Annotated in this window: 10 protein-coding genes; 3 read left to right on the forward strand and 7 right to left on the reverse strand. The window is 55.7% G+C overall.

Annotation, left to right across the window (positions count from 1 at the left end):
* Position 1 precedes the first annotated feature (1 nt).
* The 7 genes from GBC03_23155 to GBC03_23185 form a co-directional block, all read right to left on the reverse strand.
* On the reverse strand, positions 2-973 hold the full coding sequence (locus GBC03_23155; protein QFS72894.1) for a LacI family DNA-binding transcriptional regulator: 972 nt from the start codon (positions 971-973) through the stop codon (positions 2-4).
* A gap of 75 nt (positions 974-1,048) precedes the next feature.
* Positions 1,049-2,191: a gfo/Idh/MocA family oxidoreductase gene (locus tag GBC03_23160; GenBank protein QFS72895.1), complete on the reverse strand. Its 1,143-nt coding sequence runs from the start codon at positions 2,189-2,191 to the stop codon at positions 1,049-1,051.
* The gene (locus GBC03_23165; GenBank protein ID QFS72896.1) at positions 2,184-3,209 is read right to left on the reverse strand and encodes a TIM barrel protein; all 1,026 of its coding nucleotides are present in this window, start codon (positions 3,207-3,209) and stop codon (positions 2,184-2,186) included. Before GBC03_23165 ends, GBC03_23160 begins: the two co-directional genes overlap by 8 nt.
* Positions 3,210-3,224: 15 nt before the next feature.
* The gene (locus GBC03_23170) at positions 3,225-4,463 is read right to left on the reverse strand and encodes an MFS transporter (protein QFS72897.1); all 1,239 of its coding nucleotides are present in this window, start codon (positions 4,461-4,463) and stop codon (positions 3,225-3,227) included.
* A 190-nt stretch (positions 4,464-4,653) separates the two neighbouring features.
* Entirely contained in the window at positions 4,654-6,042 is a 1,389-nt protein-coding gene (pheP, locus tag GBC03_23175; GenBank protein QFS72898.1) for a phenylalanine transporter, read from the reverse strand.
* A gap of 116 nt (positions 6,043-6,158) precedes the next feature.
* Complete coding sequence (locus GBC03_23180; GenBank protein QFS72899.1) at positions 6,159-8,342, reverse strand: TonB-dependent siderophore receptor; 2,184 nt, start codon at positions 8,340-8,342, stop codon at positions 6,159-6,161.
* Between the two features lie 63 nt (positions 8,343-8,405).
* Positions 8,406-9,491, reverse strand: a complete 1,086-nt coding sequence (locus GBC03_23185) for a hypothetical protein (GenBank protein QFS72900.1) — start codon at positions 9,489-9,491, stop codon at positions 8,406-8,408.
* Positions 9,492-9,789: 298 nt separating this feature from the next.
* Between GBC03_23185 and GBC03_23190 the strand changes: the two genes are divergently transcribed.
* From GBC03_23190 to GBC03_23200, 3 genes are all read left to right on the forward strand, one after another.
* On the forward strand, positions 9,790-10,965 hold the full coding sequence (locus tag GBC03_23190) for a DNA repair protein (GenBank protein QFS72901.1): 1,176 nt from the start codon (positions 9,790-9,792) through the stop codon (positions 10,963-10,965).
* A 512-nt stretch (positions 10,966-11,477) separates the two neighbouring features.
* On the forward strand, positions 11,478-12,050 hold the full coding sequence (locus tag GBC03_23195; GenBank protein QFS72902.1) for a DNA-binding response regulator: 573 nt from the start codon (positions 11,478-11,480) through the stop codon (positions 12,048-12,050).
* Between the two features lie 197 nt (positions 12,051-12,247).
* Entirely contained in the window at positions 12,248-21,562 is a 9,315-nt protein-coding gene (locus GBC03_23200) for an autotransporter outer membrane beta-barrel domain-containing protein (GenBank protein ID QFS72903.1), read from the forward strand.
* Positions 21,563-21,613: the final 51 nt, after the last annotated feature.

The following is a 21,613-nucleotide window of genomic DNA, read 5'->3' on the forward strand; positions in this document are numbered from 1 at the left end:
ATCAGGTACTGGCGCGCGAAATAAAGCGCCAGTCCATCATGACCCTTTCCGTTGGGGCATCCGGATTATCAATTTTGTTGAGCAGTAAGGTGACCGCTTTGCGGCCAATCTCCCGCGACGGCTGTTCAATAGTGGTAAGCGACACCATCTCAGACAGTTCAGTGCCGTCAAACCCAACCACGGCAATATCCTGCGGTACGCGGAGTCCCGCCTGCTCAATAGCGCGCAACGCCCCTGCCGCCAGCGTATCGGAAACGGCAAACACCGCATCCGGCGGGTTCTCCTTCAGCAGCTTTTGCATCGCCGCCATTCCGGCCGCTGAGCTGAGGTCGCTGGCATATTCCACCGCCTGATAATCCAGCTCGCGCAGATGAATCACGCTCTTATAACCGCGCTCGCGCAGACGGGCATATTTGTAGCTTAAGTCGTGATTAATCAAGGCAATCCGCGTACGCCCGCTGTCGGCGAGCTGACTCACCACATACTGCGACGCGTCCACATCGTTGATCCCGACACAGGAAACGCTCCCTGCATCGGCATACTCCGCACACTGAACCCAGGCAGCGTTACCGATTAACTCGGCAAGTTCCGGCAGCCGGGAGAAGGCGTCCATGGTGATAATACCGTCGACGATTTTACCCGATAGCAGGCTTAACCCTGAGCGGGAACGATCGATATCAGAACCTGAATTGCACAACAGGATACGGTAGCCGTTTTTCTCGGCCTCCGCTTCAATGCCCTTGACCACCTCCGCGCAGAACGGGTTGGCGATGTTGGACACCATCACCAGAATCATATGGCTACGCGCGGTGCGAAGTTGACGTGCCAGCAGATTGGGCTGGTAGTTACTCTCCTTGATTGCCTGCAAAACCCGCTCACGGTTTTTCGCTTTCACACTGTCGCTGTTGTTCAACACACGCGACACCGTCGCCACCGAAACCCCGGCCAACTGAGCGATTTTCTGAATAGACATAACGACGACACATCCTGCGGTTAGCGTTTTATGCAGGCTATCATAAATTTGTTGCCCGGCGAACCGGGCAACGCGTCATCGCTCAATGCGCACCCAGCGCTGCTGCTGATGGCTTTTCACTATCGCATCAATGATATACATCACATCCGCACCGTCGTGGAAGGTGGCAAACTGCGGCGTTTTCGCCATTTCGCCTGCCTGAACGGCCCGGTAGAACTGCGCCATCATATTTTTGAAGGCATCAGGCCAGCCTTCAATATGCCCACCGGGGAAATGGGCGCTGTCGGCGACATCACGGTTCATCAGTGCAGGATCATCGGTCAGGATCTGATTCGCCTGCGCGCGATGCCCCACCCACAACTGCTGCGGTACCTCCTGATCCCACGCCACGGACCGCTCGCTGCCGTTGATTTCAAACGTCAGGCGATTTTTACGCCCGGCGCTCACCTGTGAGACGCGAAAACTGCCCTTGCTGCCATCGTCAAAGCGGAACAGCACCGAGCCGAAATCTTCCGTGTTCACCGGTTTATCTTCATACCGGGCGTTCGGGTCGTGAGCAAAGGTCTGGTTACCCGCGACGTTCTCCTTGCGCGTCGGCCAGACAATCGCGAGATCGGCCATCACCTCCGTGATGCGTCGTCCGGTAACAAACTGCACCGTGTCACACCAGTGGGAACCAATGTCCGCCACCGCGCGCGACGCCCCGCCGAGTGCGGCGTCCACGCGCCAGTTGTAGTCGGTTTCCAGCAACATCCAGTCCTGCAGATAGCTGCCATGAGTAGCAAACAGTCGCCCGATGCTTCCTGCGTGCATCATGCTGGCCGCCTGGCGCACCATGGCAAACTGGCGATAGACAAAGCTGACGCCATGTACCACGCCAGCCTCTTCCGCCAGCGCCACCAGTTCGCGCGCCTCTTCTGGCGTCATGCACAATGGCTTTTCAGAGAAGACATGCTTGCCTGCCTGCACTATCTGCCGGTTGATCTGCGCATGCAGATGGTTTGGCGTGCAGTTATGCACCACCTGCAGATTCGGATGCGCAAGCAGTTCCTCAACGCTGCCGTAGGCATACGGCACGTTCAGCGCCAGTGCTTTTTCCTGGGCCTGGGAAAGACTGCCGTCGCACAGCGCTACCACCTGCACAAACCCGAGTCGGCGCAGCGCGTCGATATGCGCTGGACCGATAAATCCGCTGCCAATAATGCCGACGTTAATCATTGGCACCCCCGGCGGCAAAATCATCAAACGCCCGTCCGGAGACCGGAATGATATGGCGGCGGATAAATTCGCTGCCTTCGCTGGCCCCGGTATCACTGTCTTTCAGGCAACACTCCCACTCCAGCACCGCCCAGCCGTCAAAGTCATACTGCGTCAGCTTGCTAAAAATACCGTTGAAGTCGATCTGCCCATCCCCCAGCGAGCGAAATCGCCCTGCCCGGTTGATCCACGACTGATAGCCGCCGTATACCCCACTGCGCCCGTTCGCCCGGAACTCCGCATCCTTCACGTGAAACGCTTTGATACGCGAATGGTAGATGTCGATAAAGGCCAGGTAATCCATCTGTTGCAACAGCATATGGCTGGGATCATAAAGAATGTTGCAGCGCGGATGGTTGTCCAGAAGATGCAAGAAACGTTCGAACGTGACGCCATCGTGCAAATCCTCACCAGGATGCAGCTCAAAACAGACGTCCACCCCGTGCGCATCGAAGGTATCCAGAATCGGTCGCCAGCGGTTTGCCAGTTCGCTGAATGCTTCCTGAAAACGCGCTTCATTGTGTGGTGGCCACGGGTAGAAAAACGGCCAGGCCAGCGAACCGGAAAACGTAGCATGCGCGCGGAGCCCCAGCTTTGCCGATGCGGCCGCCGCCTGTTTCAGCGTCTTCGCGGCCCACGCCCGGCGTGCCACATCGTTGCCACGCACCGCCGCTGGCGCAAAGTGGTCGAAGGCGTCGCTGTAAACCGGGTTTACCGCCATCAGTTGCCCTTCCAGATGGGTCGATAGTTCGCTGATGACCAGACCGTGCTCCGCCAGCTTACCGCTTATGTCGTCGCAATAGGCCTGACTCTGCGCCGCCTTTGCCAGATCGAAAATCTGCGGCTGATGGCAGGGGATCTGCACCGCTTTATAGCCCTTGCCGGCCGCCCAACCTGCCAGCCCCTCCAGCGAGTTAAACGGCGCTTGCTCCCCGATAAACTGCGACAGAAAAATACCCGGCCCTTTAATCGTCCTCATACCACCTCCAGAAAATTACGCCTTGTCATCGTCATACTTGAACGAGAACAGGAAAATCAGGGCAATCACCGCGGCCGCCACCGCCGGGATCCACCAGAATGTCACCCATGCCTGCGGCACGGTTTGTCCGGCAACCAACCGGTTATACAGCGCGCCGGAGATCTGCGAGCCCAGCAGCATCCCAATACCGTAGGTAAACATCACGATCATGCTCTGCGCCTGGCCTTTTACCTTTTCACCCGCCACGCGGTCGGTGTAGATAAAGCCGACAACAAAGAAAAAGTCATAGCACACACCGTGCAGCAGAATGCCGAGATACAGCAGGAAACGCCCCTCTTCACTCACGCCAAGCGCAAAAAACGCATAGCGAACGAACCACGCCAGCATGCCGATCAGCAGCATGTATTTCACGCCCAGGCGGCGGAACAGCAGCGGGATCACCAACATGAAGACGATTTCTGACATCTGCCCGAACGACATGGCGGTGCTAACATCCGCAATACCGGCATCCGCCAGATAAGAGGCGGTGTAAGCGTAATAGGTGCCGAGCGGTACCGAGATCAACATCGCGCAAAGCGAAAAGATAAAGAAGTGGCGCGTTTTGAGCAGCGCAAACGCATCGGCGCAGAACAGATCGCGCACCTGTACCGGCAGTCCCTTCGCAGGGGCTGGCGTATGCGGCAGCGTCAGACTATACAACGCCAGTATCACGGAACTGACCGCCGCCACCTGGAAGATGGTAATGCTGGACGCAACGCCGGTGACGCCGATAAAAATCCCCGCCACGATCCAGCCGATCGTGCCGAACACGCGCACCACCGGGAAGGTTTTATCGACATTCGTCAGGCTGTGAAACGCGATGTTATTGGTCAGCGCCAGCGTTGGCATATAGCACAGCGTATAGCCGAACAGCAGGCCAATCAGCAGCGCACCGTTTTGGGCAATCAATGCCCCCGGCACAAACCACAGAATCACCGCCCCGGCCAGATGCATCACCGCCATCACCTTTTGCGAGGCAAAGAAGCGATCCACCAGCATACCGAGCACAAACGGTGAAAGAATAGAGGCGATCGGCCCTGCGGAAAACGCATCGCCAATCAGTAAAGACATGTCGTGCTGCGTCATGACCAGACCAAGCGTCACCGACCAGCTTCCCCAGATAAAAAACTGTAAGAACATCATCAGCGACAGTCGGGGTACCAGCAGCCGGTGCTGCCCTATCGCCTTTCCACTACTTTCCGTTGTTGACACCATTTTGAGCCTCGCCCTTTAAAAAGTAATCGATTACAAATTGCCATCAGATGAAAAGTAATCGATTACAAAATAAAGATCCTGTGGATCGAAACAGAATTGAGAGAAGGGTCACGATAAAGGTGGAGAGCGGTGGTGGCGGGTAACAGTTTTGTCTGCCCGGCAAGCAAAGCGCCACCGGGCATCAACAGGGTTACTTTTTGCGGGAGAGCTTAAACGCCACAAACAGGAAGATGACCCACACCGGCAGCAGCATGGCTGACAGACGCATGTCGTCGATAGTGCACATCAGCACGAGGATCATCGCCAGGAAGGCAATACAGATGTAGTTCCCCGCCGGATAGAGCAACGCCTTGAACTGGGTGTCGCGCCCTTTGCGACGCATCGCAGCACGAAAACGAAGATGCGCCAGACAGATCATGATCCAGTTCAGCAGCAGCGTTGCCACCACCAGTGCCATCAGCAGGCCAAAAGCCTCTTTCGGCAGCAGGTAGTTAATCAGCACCACCAGCGAAGTGATAGCGCCCGAGAGCAGCAGTGAGTTCACCGGCACGCCACGACGGCTGACGCGGGTCAGAAATTTCGGGGCGTTGCCCTGAACTGACAGACCAAACAGCATACGACTGTTGGAATAAACGCCACTGTTATAAACAGACAGAGATGCCACCAGAATCACGAAGTTCAGTGCTGAAGCCACCACGTTGCTGTTCAGATCGTGGAAAATCATCACAAACGGGCTACTGTCGGATTTCACTTCCACCCACGGATAGAGCGCCAGCAGAACCACCAGCGAACCGATGTAAAACAGCAAAATACGGTACACCACCTGATTGACGGCTTTGGGGATGCTTTTATGCGGATCACGGGCTTCTGCCGCAGTGATCCCGATAAGCTCCAGCCCGCCAAAAGAGAACATAATGACCGCCAGCGACAGAATCAGCCCCTTCCAGCCCGTCGCCAGAAAACCGCCGTGCTGCCACAGGTTGTCGATGGTCGCCCGCTCGCCGCCGTGACCCGAGAACAGCAGCCACAGGCCAAAGCCGATCATGCCGATAATCGCCAGTACTTTAATGAGCGCAAACCAGAATTCAGTTTCGCCGTACAGACGGACGTTCACCAGATTGACGGCGTTAATGATAATAAAGAAGGCCGCGGCCCAGACCCAGGTGGGAACGTCGGGTAACCAGTACTGCATATAGATACCGGCGGCCGTCAGTTCAGCCATCCCGACCAGCACAAACATCACCCAGTAGTTCCAGCCTGACAGGAAGCCCGCAAACGGCCCCCAGTATTTATAGGCAAAGTGAGCGAAAGAGCCCGATACCGGCTCTTCGACGACCATTTCGCCGAGCTGGCGCATGATCAGAAAGGCAATAACCCCGGCGATGCCATAACCCAGCAGTACTGCCGGACCCGCCATCTGAATCGCCGGACCGATACCCAAAAACAGCCCGGTACCAATTGCGCCGCCGAGGGCGATTAACTGGATATGTCGATTTTGCAAACCACGTTGCAGCGTCGGAGTCTGTTCCGACGACGCTTCAGAACGACCGTTGCCTGAAGCGGATGACGCGTCTCTCACGTCCTACCCCTGTCTCTTTTTTAGAAGGGGCACGTTTTAACACTTCATGCTGGAGGTAGCAAGTTAAAGGCGTGGGAATGGATGGGGCATCCTTGCCCCTGATAACGAGGTGGAACTCAGAACTCGTAACCAACGGACACTTTAACGGTGCGCGGTTCGCCCTGGGTGACGTACGTGCCGGAATCATCAACACTGGCCCAGTAGTTTTCGTTGGTGACGTTGTCGATGCCCGCGCGAACGGTCATCTGATTTTGGTTCTGGTTAAGCGCGAAGCGATAACGCATGCCCAGATCCAGAGTGGTGAAGCTGTCGAGCTTTTTGGTATTGGCCAGGTCTGCATACTGAGAACCAGAGTGGTTCACGCGAGCCGTGGCGGTCAGCCCCTCAATCGGTTTGATGTCATACTCGGCGCCCAGCACGGCGTAAAAGTTCGGCACGCCGATAACATCGTTGCCCTGATTCAGGCCATTGTTGGTTTTGGTCATCTCCGCCTGCAGCCAGGTGGCGCTGGCGTTCAGACGCATTCCCAGCATTGGTTCGCCGAAGACATTCAGCTCAACGCCACGGTTACGCTGTTCAGCATCCAGACCATAATGTTTGGTTTCACTGTCAAGGATCGCCGAAGGCATCTTGATCTCAAACAGCGCCAGCGAGCCGCCTACGCGCCCGAAGTCCGCCTTCACGCCCACTTCATTTTGTTTAGAATGGACGATACCGGTGCTCTGGCCATAGTTGGTTGCGGTGTTGGGCGCCGTTTTACCCGGCTGCAGCGCTTCGGTGTGGTTGGCGTAGAAAGCGATCTCCTCCCACGGTTTGTAGACGACACCGTAAGTAGGCATCCAGCGGCTACCGTCGAAACCGTCGGCGACATTTTCCGCGCCGGTGACTTTGTCATAACCCCGGATGACCACTTTCTGATGGCGTGCCCCGACGGTAAACAGCAGTGTGTCATCCAGCACGCCCAACGTATCACTTAGCAACCAGCCCTGAGTGCGGGTACGTCCGCTGGTCAGTGGATCGCTATAGTTGCCGCCCTTGCCGTTTGAGTTGGTACTGGCTGGCGCATCAACGCCGCTGTTATGGTAGATGTTGGTATACGGGTTATCCGCCGCTTTGGACATCTTCCACGCGATTTTTTCGTTTTTGCTTTGCGCCGAGTAGCCGACGTTCACTTTGTGCGAGACAAAGCCAGTATCGAAGTTGCCGCGAATCCCCGCCATGCCGCTCACCGTGTCGCTGATACGGTTAGTATCAAGACGGCTGGCAGTGGCCGTACCGCTCTTATCCAGCAGTTTCGGCGCGCTGTAGAGACCTTCCTCGTGCGCGTGCTGAGCGCCAAGACCGGTATAGGCAGTCCAGTTGTCGGTGATGTCGTATTCACTACGCCACATACCGAACTCGTTTTCGATATCGCTGTACGCCCACTTCTGCGAGAAGTTGCGGTCATTTTTCGGCGGCGTCGGGATGAAATCGACCGCAGAAATGTTGACGCTGGTTGGGCTGCCGTGGAAGGTTTTCTTCTGATAACCCACGTCCAGCGAGGTGCGGAAGTTATCGCCTTTGTAGTCCAGACCGGTGGAGAGCAGCGTAGTACGGCGGCGATCGTCCTGAATTCGGGTTTCGCCTTCACGGTGGACCAGATTCACCCGTGCGCCAAACTGGTCGTTGTCGCCAAAGCGACGACCGGCATCCAGCGTGGTGCCAATCTGTGAATCTGAGGTGTAATCCACGCCCACTTTGGCCTGCGGGATATCGCCTGCATGTTTCGGTTCAAGGTTGATCATCCCACCGACGGCGGAGCTTGCAGCACCGTTCATCAGGGCGTTTGCCCCTTTGAAGATTTCGATGCGATCCACCATCTGCGCATCCACCACCTGACGCGGTAAGATGCCGGAAAGGCCGCCAAAGGTCATGTCATCGCCATCAAACTTCAGGCCGCGGATACGGAAACTTTCCGCACTGTTGCCGTAGCCCTGGACATACTGCACGCCCGCATCGTTTGCTACGACATCGGCGATGGTTTTTGCCTGCTGATCTTCAACCAGTTTAGAGGTGTAGCTGATGACGTTGAAGGGCACATCCATCGCGCTCTGTTGGCCTAGCATCCCCAGCCTACCGCCGTTGGCAACCTGCCCGTCGAGAAACGCGGGTAGCAGCGTGTCGCCACCCGGTTTGAAATCATTATTGGTTGTCGCCTGGACCACGATGGTCTCTTCCGCTTTTTTCGCGGTGTCCGCCGCCCAGGCCGTGCCAGAGATCGCGCCAATCGTCAGCGCCAGAATTGTTTTGGTGTTGTTCATGTGAATGCCATCAAAAGGAGTCAATGTGCCGGGGGGCGACAGGCGTCCCCCGGCTGGTTTTTATTATTTATTCAGCTCAATACGTACGACGCTGTCCGGCGCATCGGTTGAGTGATCTTTATTAAATTTCTGTTTCACAGTGACATACAGCGTCTGACCATCAGCTGAGAGCAGCAGGCTGTTTGGATTCGGCGGCAGATCCCAGCTTTTCTTCACGCTGTAATCGGTCGCGTTGAGGCTAAGCAGTTTCCCGGAATCACGCTGGGTGATGTAAATCTCGTGGCGTTTGGCGTTGAATTTAACGGATAGCGAGTCACCCACTTCCAGTTGTTTCAGCACCTTGCCGGTGTGGATATCGAGCACCAGCGTGGTTTTCGCTTTGGAATTGTCGGTCACGAACAGACGCCCGGTTTGCGGATCTTCCGCCATATTCAACAGCAGCGCCGGTTTGTCGCCCAGCGGCTTCCAGCGTTTTTCAACGCGCTGGTTACGCGGGTTGATGACCAGGATCTCGCCACCGCCATTCGCGGCGTAGATGCGCTGAGTCGTTTCGGAGTAGTGCAGACCGGTCATCCATTTACCGGTGTTTTTGATGCGCGTTTTCAGCTTCAGCGTTTCGGCATCGACCACCCAGATCACTGCGGGATCGGCGACCGCGCCGATATACAGCAGACCGTTATGCAGCAGCACCTGACGGGCGCCATACGGGAAACCTTCCGGGTTCCGCTCCGGGAACAGGACGCGATTTTTGACTTTGCCGTCCGCGGTATTCAACGCGCTCAGGCCACCGTCCAGCGAGTTGGTGACGTACACCGTTTTGCCGTCTGGTGAAATGGCCATGCCAAAGTTTTTCAGATCCGTATGGCTGCGCCCGATTGTCTTAAGCGTTTTGGCATCCAGTTTATAGACCACCCCGCCCTGAACATCTTTAAAACCTTCGGCACTGGCGACATACAGCGCGTCCCCGGCTGGATTTAACGCCATCTCATACAGGCCATCCGCCAGAGCGCGTTTTAACGTATCGGTCGCCACTGCTGGCGTCTCCACTTTTTCAACGGTATTTGTCGCCGTGGTGGCGGGCGTTGTGGCCGCGCAACCGCTTAATGCCGCCGCGATCAGCACTGCCAGGGCGGTTATGTTTTTTTTCATTCCTGGGTTCCTTACCAAAAAAAGATACGCATTAAACAATAAAGAGAATGAGAACTATACTTATTCTCTTTTTCGAAGCAAGCGTATTTCGCACAAAAAATACCCTTAATGAAACAGAGGTTCGAATTGTGAGAGCTCAAACGAAAATGGTAGATGAACGATAATTTCTGCGAATTATTCTGGACGAACAGGCCCCGCAGGCCACAGAATGCGATTTGCACTTTTTTTATATTTTTCAAACGAATGACTTAACCTAAATATTGTCATTCATGTGTCGGTCACGCCAGGCAACGGTGTCATGAATAAAATCATCAAACGACTCGAAATCATTAAAAGCGCCATCGAACTTGAGGATGAAGAGATAATCCAGCAGCAGCTTGTGCATCTGCAGCGGGAATCTGGCGATCCCGTAATAACGGCAATTGCCCAGGCTATCGAGACGCGCCGATTCAGTGATGCAATGCGTGAAATTGCCACCTGGTTGCAAAATCAGCGCGCAATAACCAGCTGGCAGGATCCGGCGATTGCTGCCAGCAAACTGGAGCTTAAAGCGCTGGAAAGTCAGTTGCGCGAGCTGATCGACACCCGCAATACCCGTATTCAGATTCTGGATGAATTCAACGACCAGTATCATTTGCGCCTCGGGCCGTTAATGAGCCGTATTCTGGAGCTGCGTAAACAGCTCGCGGCTAGCGCCCAGCGCCGACAAGAAGCGGAGCGCAGACGCCGCGAGAAAGATTACCTCTCCTGTCAGCAGTACATCTCGCTGGCAATCGATCGGTTAGCACAGCTCAAGCAGCAGTGGATGGGCATGGACTCGACCTCTCGTTCTGCGGTCGACATTCGTCAGCGCATCCAGCAGCAAACGGAGCTGATTACCGATCTGCTCGCCGAGATCCGTGAACTGGAAGCCGATTTTTCCCGCCAGGACGACAGTGACACGCGGCAGGCGCAGGAAGAAGCGGCGCATGAATATGAGGAATATCAGGAACAGCAGCAGGATGCCCAGCACCGCTTCGCACGCGATCAACGTCTTTCCGCAGACGAGCGCAATGAACTTAAGCGCCTGTGGCGTCAGGCCAGCCGTCTGTGTCATCCGGACGTTGTCGCCGACGAACTGAAAGAAAAAGCGCATCAGATGATGGTGCAGCTTAATCTGGCACGACAAAACGCCGATCTGGCGGCCATTCGTGCCCTGCTCACCCAGCTACAAAGCGGTCTTGAGCCGATGATGGCCAGCGATCGGCTGAACAATCTCGACCATCTGCGGCAGAAAATCCAACAGTTGCGGATCCAGATTGACGCGCTGCTGAAAGAGATAGCCGAGCTGGAAGCGGAAAATGCCTGGCGTCTGGCGACATCGCTTCGCGATAAAGAGGCGTACTTTTCGGAGCAGGAGCGTGCACTGGCTGAGCTGCGCGACACGCTGGAGAATCAGGTCAAACACGTTGAGCAGGATCTGTTGGCGGGTTAAGGCCTGCCTGCTCAGCACAAATAATCAAAAACAAAGCTTAATCATGATAATCACGATAATTTAGAAATTTAATTTCACATTAAAAGTAATTTACCAAAACAATCAACCAATAAATGTAAAATATTCAACCGTTACCACCTATCTGAACTTCTCCATTGCAACATTAACCAGGAATATTCTTAACGCACGATACTCTGGATCGTCACGCTTATCCCACCCCACCTGACAGCGCACCTTCCCTCCTCTTTTGTTTCCGTTATTTTTTAAGACAACCCCGCATATTCCTCATTATTTTCCCTCCTGTTTACATCAATCAATAAGTGAAAACTATCAATCATTCTCCCGAAGTCGAAATAAACGATTTATCTTAAATTTTAACAAAGCGTAATATTTCAATTGAGAATAATCCCAATAAAAAATGTGAATTTAAACTGATTCCCGGACAAGGGAATAAACCCTTTTCTTTAATGTCAAGAGGGGCAGGATGCTATAGCCAATTCAAGGAGAATTTTATGTCAAAAGCTATTTTCTTCGGTGACAATTATTACACCTGGCTTGGCATGAAAAATATCCTGCGCGGGACATCAATCTATTATGGCATGCAGTATTACGCAACCCACTTACCGCCCTCCTCTATTCCTTCGGTCCAGAATAATGATTACCTCATCATTCATCCCGAACGGACAGATATTCTGAAATACGCCAGCATCATTCGCCGTCTCTCCTCGCGTTCATCATTGATGCTTTTCGTGCTGACGGATGCCGAAACCTTTGCGGTGTTCCAGGCTATTTGCGGCATGCAGATGCATTTTCTCGACCACGCGTTGAGCCTTGACGCACTGCACCGCCGGGTGATTCACCTCATTAGCAGCAAGAACACGAACGTGAGCCGTCCGCTGGACAATGCCATGAGCATTAATGAATTTAACGTCATGATGATGTATTCCCGGGGCTGGTCGCTGACCAGAATCGCCAATATTGCACATAAAAGCGAAAAAACAATCGGTACTTATAAAAGCAATATTGCCAAAAAACTGGGTCACAGCAACACCCATCTGAAATACAGGCTTTTCCATTATCGTTAACCATCAACCGAGGAAATAAGACACGGACGAATGACGATTATTTAAGGCGCGTTCAATCACTAAGAATTATTCCGCCCTGCGGAAGGGTCTCCTTTTCCCAAAATTTGACAACCCAGGCAGCACTCATCGTGAGCCAACCCTAACCACAAGCGTAGCGCACCAACCAACAAAAAAACAGAAATGCAGACGAGGTTATTATGAATAAGGTTTACAATATTATATGGAATGCGGCACTCGGGCTTTGGGTTGTCGCCTCCGAATTATCAAAGGGGAAGAAAAAAAGTCGCTCACGTAAAACCGGACTGCAGATCGTTGCCGGTTTATTCGCTGGCGTTTCGCTCACAGCCGTCGCTGCGCCGATCGTGACCGATGGTACTCGCGATATCGCCGTGGATTACCAGGATGGCATCTCCGCCGGCGTCCATCAGGACGTCTTCAACTACGGTTTTTTATATGAAAACCACACCGGCGGCAGCGAACTGAATGTTACCGGCGCGATCCCCAACATCGCCTACGGACAGACCGGCATTGTGGAGTCGTCCACCATCCGGGATCTGCTGGAAAGCGGCAAAATTACGCTCACCGCCACCAGCCTCACCAACGAGCAAAAATCTATCACCACCATTGAGGAACTGGCGGAATACCTCAGTCATACACAGTCGTCTACCCCACAGCAAAGCGTGGAATTTCAGGTGATTGACCCGGCCGATCCAGAAAAAACCTCAACCCTGAAGGTGTTTGATACCGCAAGCCTGGCAAGTTTCATTAGCGTCTCGCAGATTGGTGATGCGGTGCTCAACACGTTTGATGCCAATGTGTCGCAAATCTATAAGCAGTTTGGCTTTGCCCTTGCCAAAAATGGCGCAACCGCCAATCTCAACATTGGTGATAACACACTGAAAGTAAGAGAAAATGATATCCGTCTGCTGGCAAAAGACTCTTCTCTGCTCAAAGCACAGGAACCAAACAGCAAGGTCAACTGGCAATCCGATAACTACATCCAGTTTGGTGCGGCACCGGTCGTACCGACCAAAACCTACGCCGGCTCAAAACAAACCACCGTGTTTGGCGAAGACATTACCTTAATGACCTACGGCTACGATGAAGAAGGCAAGGTTGTTGAAACAGGTAACCGCACCTTTTCCATTAAAAACACGGCGGATCTGGCGAATTTCAACAACTGGCTGATTGGCGCTGGCAGTGAGAGCGCCAAAACACCCGACGGGCAAAATATCAGCCAGATCCAGCTGTGGCTGGATTCTGGTGCAATCAGTAAAGTTTCTGACGCACAGACTTACTACGCCAGTCTCATCAATCAACTGCTGACCTCCAGCACCAATGCCGACCTGTTAACCTGGGATTACGATGTCTGGACTGACGGGCTGGCACACACCAACAACACCACGGCAGGCACAGGGGAACTGCATGCTATCTACGCCAATGGACAAAACACCACCGGCACATTGGCCCCGGGAGCAATTCTGGCTGTCGATGGCAGTATCAATGGGGCAATGAAGGCCGATGACGGTGGTTCTATCTTCAATGAGGGTGCACTGAACGTTCTGCGGACCTCTACCGGGCAGGGGCTGGCGATTGGCATGCTGGCCAGTGACGCCAGTGCCACGAACCGTGGCACGATCAATTCCGGATTGTTTATCGATAAAGATGGTAATCAGAACGTAAACAGTTACGGCGCCTACGGCATGCAGGGGCTGGGAAACAGCACCGTGGTAAACGAAGGGACGATTAACCAGGCGATTACGACCAACAACTACGGGACTGCGGCGGCAGCCGATCCGTGGTCTACGGATAAACCCAACAGTTCTCTGACGCTCGCTATCGGTATGCAGTTATCCGGTGAAACCCATGGGACCAACAAGGGTGAGATTAACGTCGTGGAGGGACGGAGTAACGGCGACGCTTTCGGTAAGGGGACGGCTTACGGCGTTGAAGTGTCTGGTAATGCCACCTTCGCAAACGCTCCTGGTGCCACCATTTATCTTGGGCGTAAGGCCAGTGACCTCTCGCAGGATGTCAATATGGCAGGCGGCGCAAGTCCCAGCGCCGGGATCCTGACCAGAAGCTCAGGCGATGTCACCAATGACGGAACGATCACCCTTGGAAAAGGGGTACGTAACGCCGCCGGGATCCTGGTCGGCAACGCCACCGGGAACGTGATCAACACGGGTAAAATCACCCTCAATGGTGACTCGTCGTCCGGCACCAGCCCGAACTTCGGTATTTCGGTACGCGACAGCGGCAGCGAAAACGGCCAGCAGATCCGCAACGACGGCGAGATTAACGTCAATGGCCACAACAACATCGGTATCCATCTGACCGCCAGCTCGAAGAACGCGCATGTCACGTCCAGCGATACGGGAACAATCACGGTTGCAGGCGACGGCGGCACGTCGAACCGTAACTATGCGATCTGGGCTGAGGGGAGTACGACTTCTCAGGCTGTCGTCGATGTGCTTTCCACGATCACGCTGGAAGCCATCGGCAATATTGGCGTTCACGTCCGCGATAATGCGGTGGCAAACATTAACAGCACCAGCAGTCCGTTGTTCAAAAATAGCGATCAAATTGGCTACTACCTGTACGGCAACGGTGCGACCGCCAATATCGGCAAAGCCGATATGAATGACAACGGCCAGGCGCGCACGACGCTGTTCCGCATTGCTAACGGTGCAAACTTTGCCGGCGATACGATCAATCCGGAGAATAATCAGTCGTCTACACTCAAGATGACCTTAACCGGTGAAAAATCCATTGGCGTCTATGCAACCGGTACAGGCAGCACCGTAGATACGGGTGAAGCGACGTTCACCGTTAGCGGTAACGGGGCTGCTGCCCTGCTGCTGGAAGGGGGCGCAGCAGGTACCATCAGCGATAAGACCCTTATCGAACTGACCGGCTCAAACACCACCGCCGGGATTGTCGATGGGCAGGCGCATCAGTTGAACGGTAGCAAACAGAACGCCCCCGTCGAGACCGTTCTCAACACCAGTGCCACCATTCGATCCGCCGTGGATGGGCTGAACGTCATCGCCTATGTGGCGAAAAATCTGGGCAATATCGTTCTGCAACAGGACGCGGTTATCGATCTCGCCAGTAAAAACAGTATCGGCGTCGACGTGCAGGAAGGGGGACGGTTGAGCAACAACGCCTCCCAGGTATTGCACGTCAGCAACGGGATTGGCGTTCGCGCCTCCGGTAAAGACGCACAAATCAAAAAGCTGGGTGCAATAGAGGTCGATGACGGCACTGCTGGCGTGCTGCTGACCAATGGCGCAACGCTGAATATGACTGCGGGAAGCGGTGGCTTAGCCGATACCATTACGACCAACGGCACGGCGGACGGTATTCGTCTTGAAGCGGGGGCCGGATCGCTGACGGCCAAAGGCGTCACCATCAGCGCATTGGGCAGCGGCGCAGGGATTCAGAACCATGCCGAAAGCTCGGATATCACGCTAAACGACGTCACGATTAACGCCAACAACGGCCCAGGGATCCGCACCAGCGTGGCGCTGAACGTGAAAGATGGCGCCAACAATATGCTCAACGTCACCGGCTCTGGTTCAGGCTTTGCCTTCATGAAGGAGAACGGCGACAACGCTACCGGCGATTTGACTATCGGCACCGGTTACACGGTACTGGTGCACAACGACAACGACGATGCCACAGGGAACGGGATCGATGCTCGTACCAACGGCAGTCTGACCACCCGCGCCAATATCACCGTTCAGGACGCGACGGGCGGTTCGGCGATTCTGGCAAAAGACGTTTCCACCCTTACCAACAGCGGCAACATCACCTCCAACAGCCTGAACGGTCCGGTGGTGGATGCCAGCGGTAACAACGGCAAAACTATCACCAATACCGGGACGATCCTCGCCGCTACAGACCAGGCCGTCGCGATTCAGTCCGGCAACGGCAACGACACCATCAACATCAGCGGCGGCAATACGCGCGGCGTCATCAATACCGGTGCCGGTAGCGACCGCTTTATCTGGAACAGCGGAACGTTTGCCGGAGAGGTGAACTTCGCGGGGACAACCAACAACAAGGCCAACATCGGTAATGTATCGCTGACGAACACGCGTCACATCACCACGCTCGCCGGGACGGGCAACGCCCTCACCTTCACGAATACCACGGGTAATGTCGGTTCGCTGCTGGCGGATGACCTCAGCCTGGGAACCAACATCGGCAGCGGCTGGAATACGTTAACGCTGACGGGCGCGCAGGCGGATATGCGTATCGTTGAAAGTCTGACGCTGACCGACGGCACCCTCGCCGTTAACAACGGTGCGACGCTGCGCACAGGTGACCATCGGGACGTGAGTAATACCAGCGCAACCATTGGCAACTACAACATCACCACCAGCGGCAACGCCAGCAATATCATCTTTGATACCCAGGGCACTGGTGCCGACAGCCAGATTTATCAGGGGACTATCAGCGGTAGCGGCAACTTTGTCCGCGCAACGGGCGGCACGACGGTTTTCACCACCGACAACAGCTACAGCGGTTCGACCACCATCAATCAGGGCGGTGTATTACATCTGGGTCAGGGAGGCACGACGGGCGGTATCAACCCGGTTTCGCAGATCGTTGATGACGGTATTCTGACCGTTAACCGCAGTAACAACGTTCTGCTTAACGGGGTGATTTCCGGTATCGGCGCGCTGGAACAAATCGGTAAAGGCATTACGCGTTTAACCGGCGCCAACCGCTATAAAGGGGAGACCACCGTCGACAACGGCACGCTGTTGATCAACGGTAATCAGTCAGCCGCAACGGGCATGACAACCGTGAATGGCATTGCAACACTGGGTGGCACCGGAACCCTCGGCGGCGACGTCGTGATGAATGATGCCACCACGCTCAGCGCAGGCGACGGCGGCGCGGGTACGCTGAAGATCAACGGAAGCCTGCAACTGGGCAACAAAACCACCTCTGCATTTGAGCTGGGGCAGGCCTTCGTGCCTGGCGGCGCACAAAACGATCTGGTCGATGTTGCCGGCAATCTGCTGCTTGACGGGACGCTGAACGTCAGCCAAAGCGCTGGCGGCACGTTTGGACCGGGCGTCTACCGTCTCTATAACTATGGCGGCACGCTCGACAACCAGACGCTGGAGCTTGGCGACGTCCCGGCGGGTCAGGATAAGAGCAACATTTTTGTCCAGACGGTGCTGGATAAACAGGTCAACCTGGTCAATGCCAACGGCGTCACGCTGCAGTTCTGGGACGGCGCGCAGACGGGTGAAAACCACGGTAAAACCGGGATTGAAGGCAACGGAAAAATCGACGGTGGCGATGGCAAATGGATGGCGATCGGAAGCCAGGGCGATAACAACTGGACGCAACAGGACGGAATCGGCAACGCACCGTGGGCGCAAAAAGCCTTCGCCGTCTTTACCGGCAACGCCGGCACGGTCGAGGTCGACAGGAGTGCGGGTAACGTTCAGTTCTCCGGCGCACAGTTTGACGCGGACGGCTATATCATCAAAGGCGACGCGCTGAACGCGTGGGCGACCACTGCGGGCAGCGATGAGCTGATGCTGCGCGTCGGTTCTGGCGGTGCGGGTGCAAACTTTACCGCGACGATCGAATCAACGATCCGCGAAGGTGACAGTGCGGATAGTCTGGTGCTGGTCAAGACCGACCAGGGCCGTCTGATTCTGAGCGGTGACAACACGTATCGTGGCGGCACGCGCATTGACGGCGGTACGCTGCAAATCTCGGCGGATAACAACCTGGGCCAGACCGGGACCGGCGTCACCATCAACAACGGTTCAACGTTACAGCTGGGCGCAGATTTCACCACCCAGCGCACCCTCACCCTGGGCACCTCTGGCGCGGCTGCCGTGTTCGATCTGAATTCGCATCACTTCTCCCCTGTCGGCGAGATAGTCGGTGCAGGCAACCTGAAAGTCACCAGTAGTACCCGTGATGCGGCCAGCACGCTGTCGCTCGATCGGGCCAACAGCTACCAGGGCACGACGCTGATTGAAGGTACCGGTGAGACTCATAACGTCACGGTGAATGCCAGCCAGACCGGCGTATTTGGCAGCAATGCCAGCAGCACGGTGAGCGTGACGAAAGGCGCAACGCTGAACGTCAGCGGCGCAGCAACCAGCCTGCAATCGCTGACGCTGGATATTACCAACAGCCTGTTAACGCTGAAAGACACGGTCACTGCGGCAGGTGCGACGCTGAATCTGAATGGCAAAGCAAAGGCGCTGATCGCAGACAATGCAACGGCAGGACAGTCGACCATTAACGTGTCTGAAGAGAGTACGCTGGCGCTGGAAGAGAATGCCAGCGGCGGTAATGCAACCGTGACCAACCACGGACTGATGTCCTTTGCCGGTCGCGCGCTGGCACAAATGACCACGGTGAAAAACCAGTCCGGCGGCAACGTCGATGTCAGCCACGTCGACAGCGCGACCGCTATCGGTTCGCTTTCCGGCGCGGGTAACGTTGAACTGGGCGATAAAACCCTCTCCCTCGGCAATCTGGCGCTGGATGACACCATCAGCGGCATCATCAGCGGTGACCACGGCAACCTGGTGAAAATCGGTGACGGGACGCTGACCGTAACGGGCGACAACACTTACACCGGCACCACATCGGTCGATGAAGGGGTACTGCTGGTCAACGGTAACCAGGCGGCGGCGACCGGTGACGTAACGGTCAAAACGGGTGCGACGCTCGGCGGTAACGGCATTATTGGCGGCGCGGTGAACGTGGCGGATAACGGCCATATTACAGCCGGTTCCACGATCAACAGCGTCGGCAAACTGACCACCGGTTCGCTGACCCTGAATGACCTGTCGCAACTGGACTATCAGTTTGGTCAGGCGTACACCCCAGGCGGCGCCTTCAACGACCTGATTAACGTCAACGGCGATCTGGTGCTCGACGGCAAGCTCAACATTGCAACCTCACCCGGCGGCAGTTTCGATGTCGGTGTTTATCGCGTCATTAACTACTCCGGCGCGCTGACCAACAACGTAATGGACATTGCCAACGCCCCGGCGGCGGCGGACAGTTTGTACGTGCAGACGTCGGTGAAAAATCAGGTCAACCTGGTGAATCACGGCGGTCTGACCCTGCGTTTCTGGGACGGCACCGGCGGTGAAAACGGCGAACTGAAAAACAACGGCGTGATCAACGGCGGCGATGGTATCTGGCAATCCAGCCATGGCAACGACAACTGGACCACCGATGAATCCACGCCGGAAGGCGCCCTGAACGCCCCGTTCACCGATGCCGCTTTTGCCGTCTTCCAGGGGGAGGCAGGCAACGTCACCGTGGATAACAGCCTGAGCGATGTGATCATCAGCGGCGCGCAGTTTGCCACCGATGGCTATCGCGTGGCGGGTGATGCCATCACCACCGACACCGCCAATACGCTGATTCGCGTCGGCGACGGCACCGTCGATGGCGCAGGCTATACCGCCACCATCGACAGCCAGATCCGCGGCACTGGCGGCATCAATAAGAGCGATCTTGGTACGCTGATCCTGACCGGCGATAACCTTTACGGCGGCGGCACGACCATTACGGCAGGGACACTGCAGGTTTCCGGCGATAAAAACCTCGGCGCTGCCAATACCGGGATCGCCTTTAATGGCGGCACGCTGAAATATGGCGATGCGTTTAATACCGCGCGTCAGGTGACGCTGGAATCCGGCGGCGGGACCTTCGACACCAACGGCTTCAACGTCGCGCTGTTGACCGACGTTGAAGGCAGCGGTCAGTTAACAAAAACGGGTCAGGGCACGCTGATGCTCACGCTGGACACCTCCTACACCGGCGGTACCCACGTCGTGCAGGGAACGTTGCAGTTGGGTAACGGCGGTGAGATCGGCAGCGTACAGGGCGATATCATCGCTGACGGCATACTGAATGTGAAACGCTGCAACAGCTACACCCTGAGTGGCAACATCAGCGGCGAAGGACAGTTCCACCAGACCGGCAGCGGCACCACCACGCTGGAAGGAACGAATAGCTACAAAGGGGCAACGCTTGTCGCCAGTGGCGTTCTGCAAGCCGGTGGCGCCAATACGCTGAGCGCCGCGTCTCATCACTATGTGGCAAGCGACACCGCGCTGAAAACGCAAGGGTACGACCAGACGGTCGCCGGATTAACCAACAGCGGCAACGTGTCGCTGACGGGCGTGGCGGTTGGCTCCGCGTTAACGGTAAAAGGCGATTACAGCGGCAAAAACGGGACGCTTGAATTAGCCGCCGCGCAGAGCAACAGCGGTCAGGGCATTGCGGATCGACTGGTGATCGATGGCGGTAAGGTGAGCGGCAGCACGCTGCTGAAGGTGGACGGTTCCGGATTGGGCGCACCGACGGTAGGTGACGGGATCGAAGTGGTGACGGCGAAGAACGGTGCCACCACCACGGCGCAATCGACCCGCGACGGTTTCCATCTGGCCAGTCACCGTATGTCCGCCGGGGCGTTTGAATACCAGCTGTACGCCGGCAACACGAAGGGACAGGGCGAAAACTGGTATCTGCGCAGCGCATATCGTCCGGAAACCATGCTCTACTCGGGTCTCGCCAGCGTGGTGCGTCAGGGTGACCTGAGCCTGTTAGGTAACATGCACCAGCGAATGGGGGATGATGTGCGACCGGGTCTGGATGACGACAACCGAGCGTGGGCGAGAATGATCGGCTACTCCGGTAAAACCAAACTGGACGATGTCACCGGCACGCAAACCACCAGCCACACGATGGGGATTCAGGCGGGGGTTGACCTCTACGCGGATGCCAGTTGGAAAGCCGGTGTGTACACCAGCATTCTGGATATCGACAGCAGCGTCAAAGGCAGTAAGGCGGGCAGCGCGGGTAAAGGCGGTAATATTGACGACAACGCGTTTTACCTGGGCGGTTATGCCACCTGGTTCTCCACTAATGGCATGTACATTGATAACGTCCTGCAATACGGAAACCATGATGCTCGCCTGTCAGCATCCGGAAACAATGGTTCCCATACCGTGAAGGGCCACACGCTGACCGCCTCGACGGAAATCGGAAAAGCGTTCCGTTTAGGGGCAAGCGCGTGGAGTCTGGAACCACAGGCGCAGTTGATCTATCAGTACAGCGATTTTGATGACAGCACGCTGGGCGGTGCGACGAAGACGAAAGTCAGACTCGATACCGCCGATGCCTTTACCGCCCGCGTAGGGTTGCGACTGAAGGCCGACTATGACACCCGCCACGGCAAGATTCAGCCTTATGGTCGCGTCAACCTGTGGCAGGGACTGGGATCGAAAGACAAAACGCACTTCAGCAATGCGGTTGCGACCACGACGCTGGAATCCTCGCAGCAGTATTCCAGTACCGAAGTGGCAGCGGGTCTGAGCTGGAACATCGACCGCGACCTGCAGGTGTACGGCGAACTGGGAACGCAGTTCAACAACGGTGGGCATAAGTCGCAGGTGGAAGCGCCAGTCAATGCCTCCATTGGCTTTAAAAAGTCGTTCTGATAGCGTCTGATATGAAAAATCCCTCTGTGATACGGAGGGATTTCAGATTGC

Origin of the sequence: Citrobacter telavivensis (genome assembly GCA_009363175.1) — a bacterium.
In the GTDB taxonomy this organism is placed as follows: domain Bacteria; phylum Pseudomonadota; class Gammaproteobacteria; order Enterobacterales; family Enterobacteriaceae; genus Citrobacter_A; species Citrobacter_A telavivensis.

Bases quoted from the DNA above. Each gene is read 5' to 3' on its own strand.
- GBC03_23180 (QFS72899.1), bottom strand. From the start codon at position 8,342: ATGAACAACACCAAAACAATTCTGGCGCTGACGATTGGCGCGATCTCT.
- GBC03_23160 (QFS72895.1), bottom strand. From the start codon at position 2,191: ATGATTAACGTCGGCATTATTGGCAGCGGATTTATCGGTCCAGCGCAT.
- GBC03_23200 (QFS72903.1), top strand. From the start codon at position 12,248: ATGAATAAGGTTTACAATATTATATGGAATGCGGCACTCGGGCTTTGG.
- GBC03_23170 (QFS72897.1), bottom strand. From the start codon at position 4,463: ATGGTGTCAACAACGGAAAGTAGTGGAAAGGCGATAGGGCAGCACCGG.
- GBC03_23185 (QFS72900.1), bottom strand. From the start codon at position 9,491: ATGAAAAAAAACATAACCGCCCTGGCAGTGCTGATCGCGGCGGCATTA.
- GBC03_23190 (QFS72901.1), top strand. From the start codon at position 9,790: ATGAATAAAATCATCAAACGACTCGAAATCATTAAAAGCGCCATCGAA.
- GBC03_23155 (QFS72894.1), bottom strand. From the start codon at position 973: ATGTCTATTCAGAAAATCGCTCAGTTGGCCGGGGTTTCGGTGGCGACG.
- GBC03_23195 (QFS72902.1), top strand. From the start codon at position 11,478: ATGTCAAAAGCTATTTTCTTCGGTGACAATTATTACACCTGGCTTGGC.
- GBC03_23165 (QFS72896.1), bottom strand. From the start codon at position 3,209: ATGAGGACGATTAAAGGGCCGGGTATTTTTCTGTCGCAGTTTATCGGG.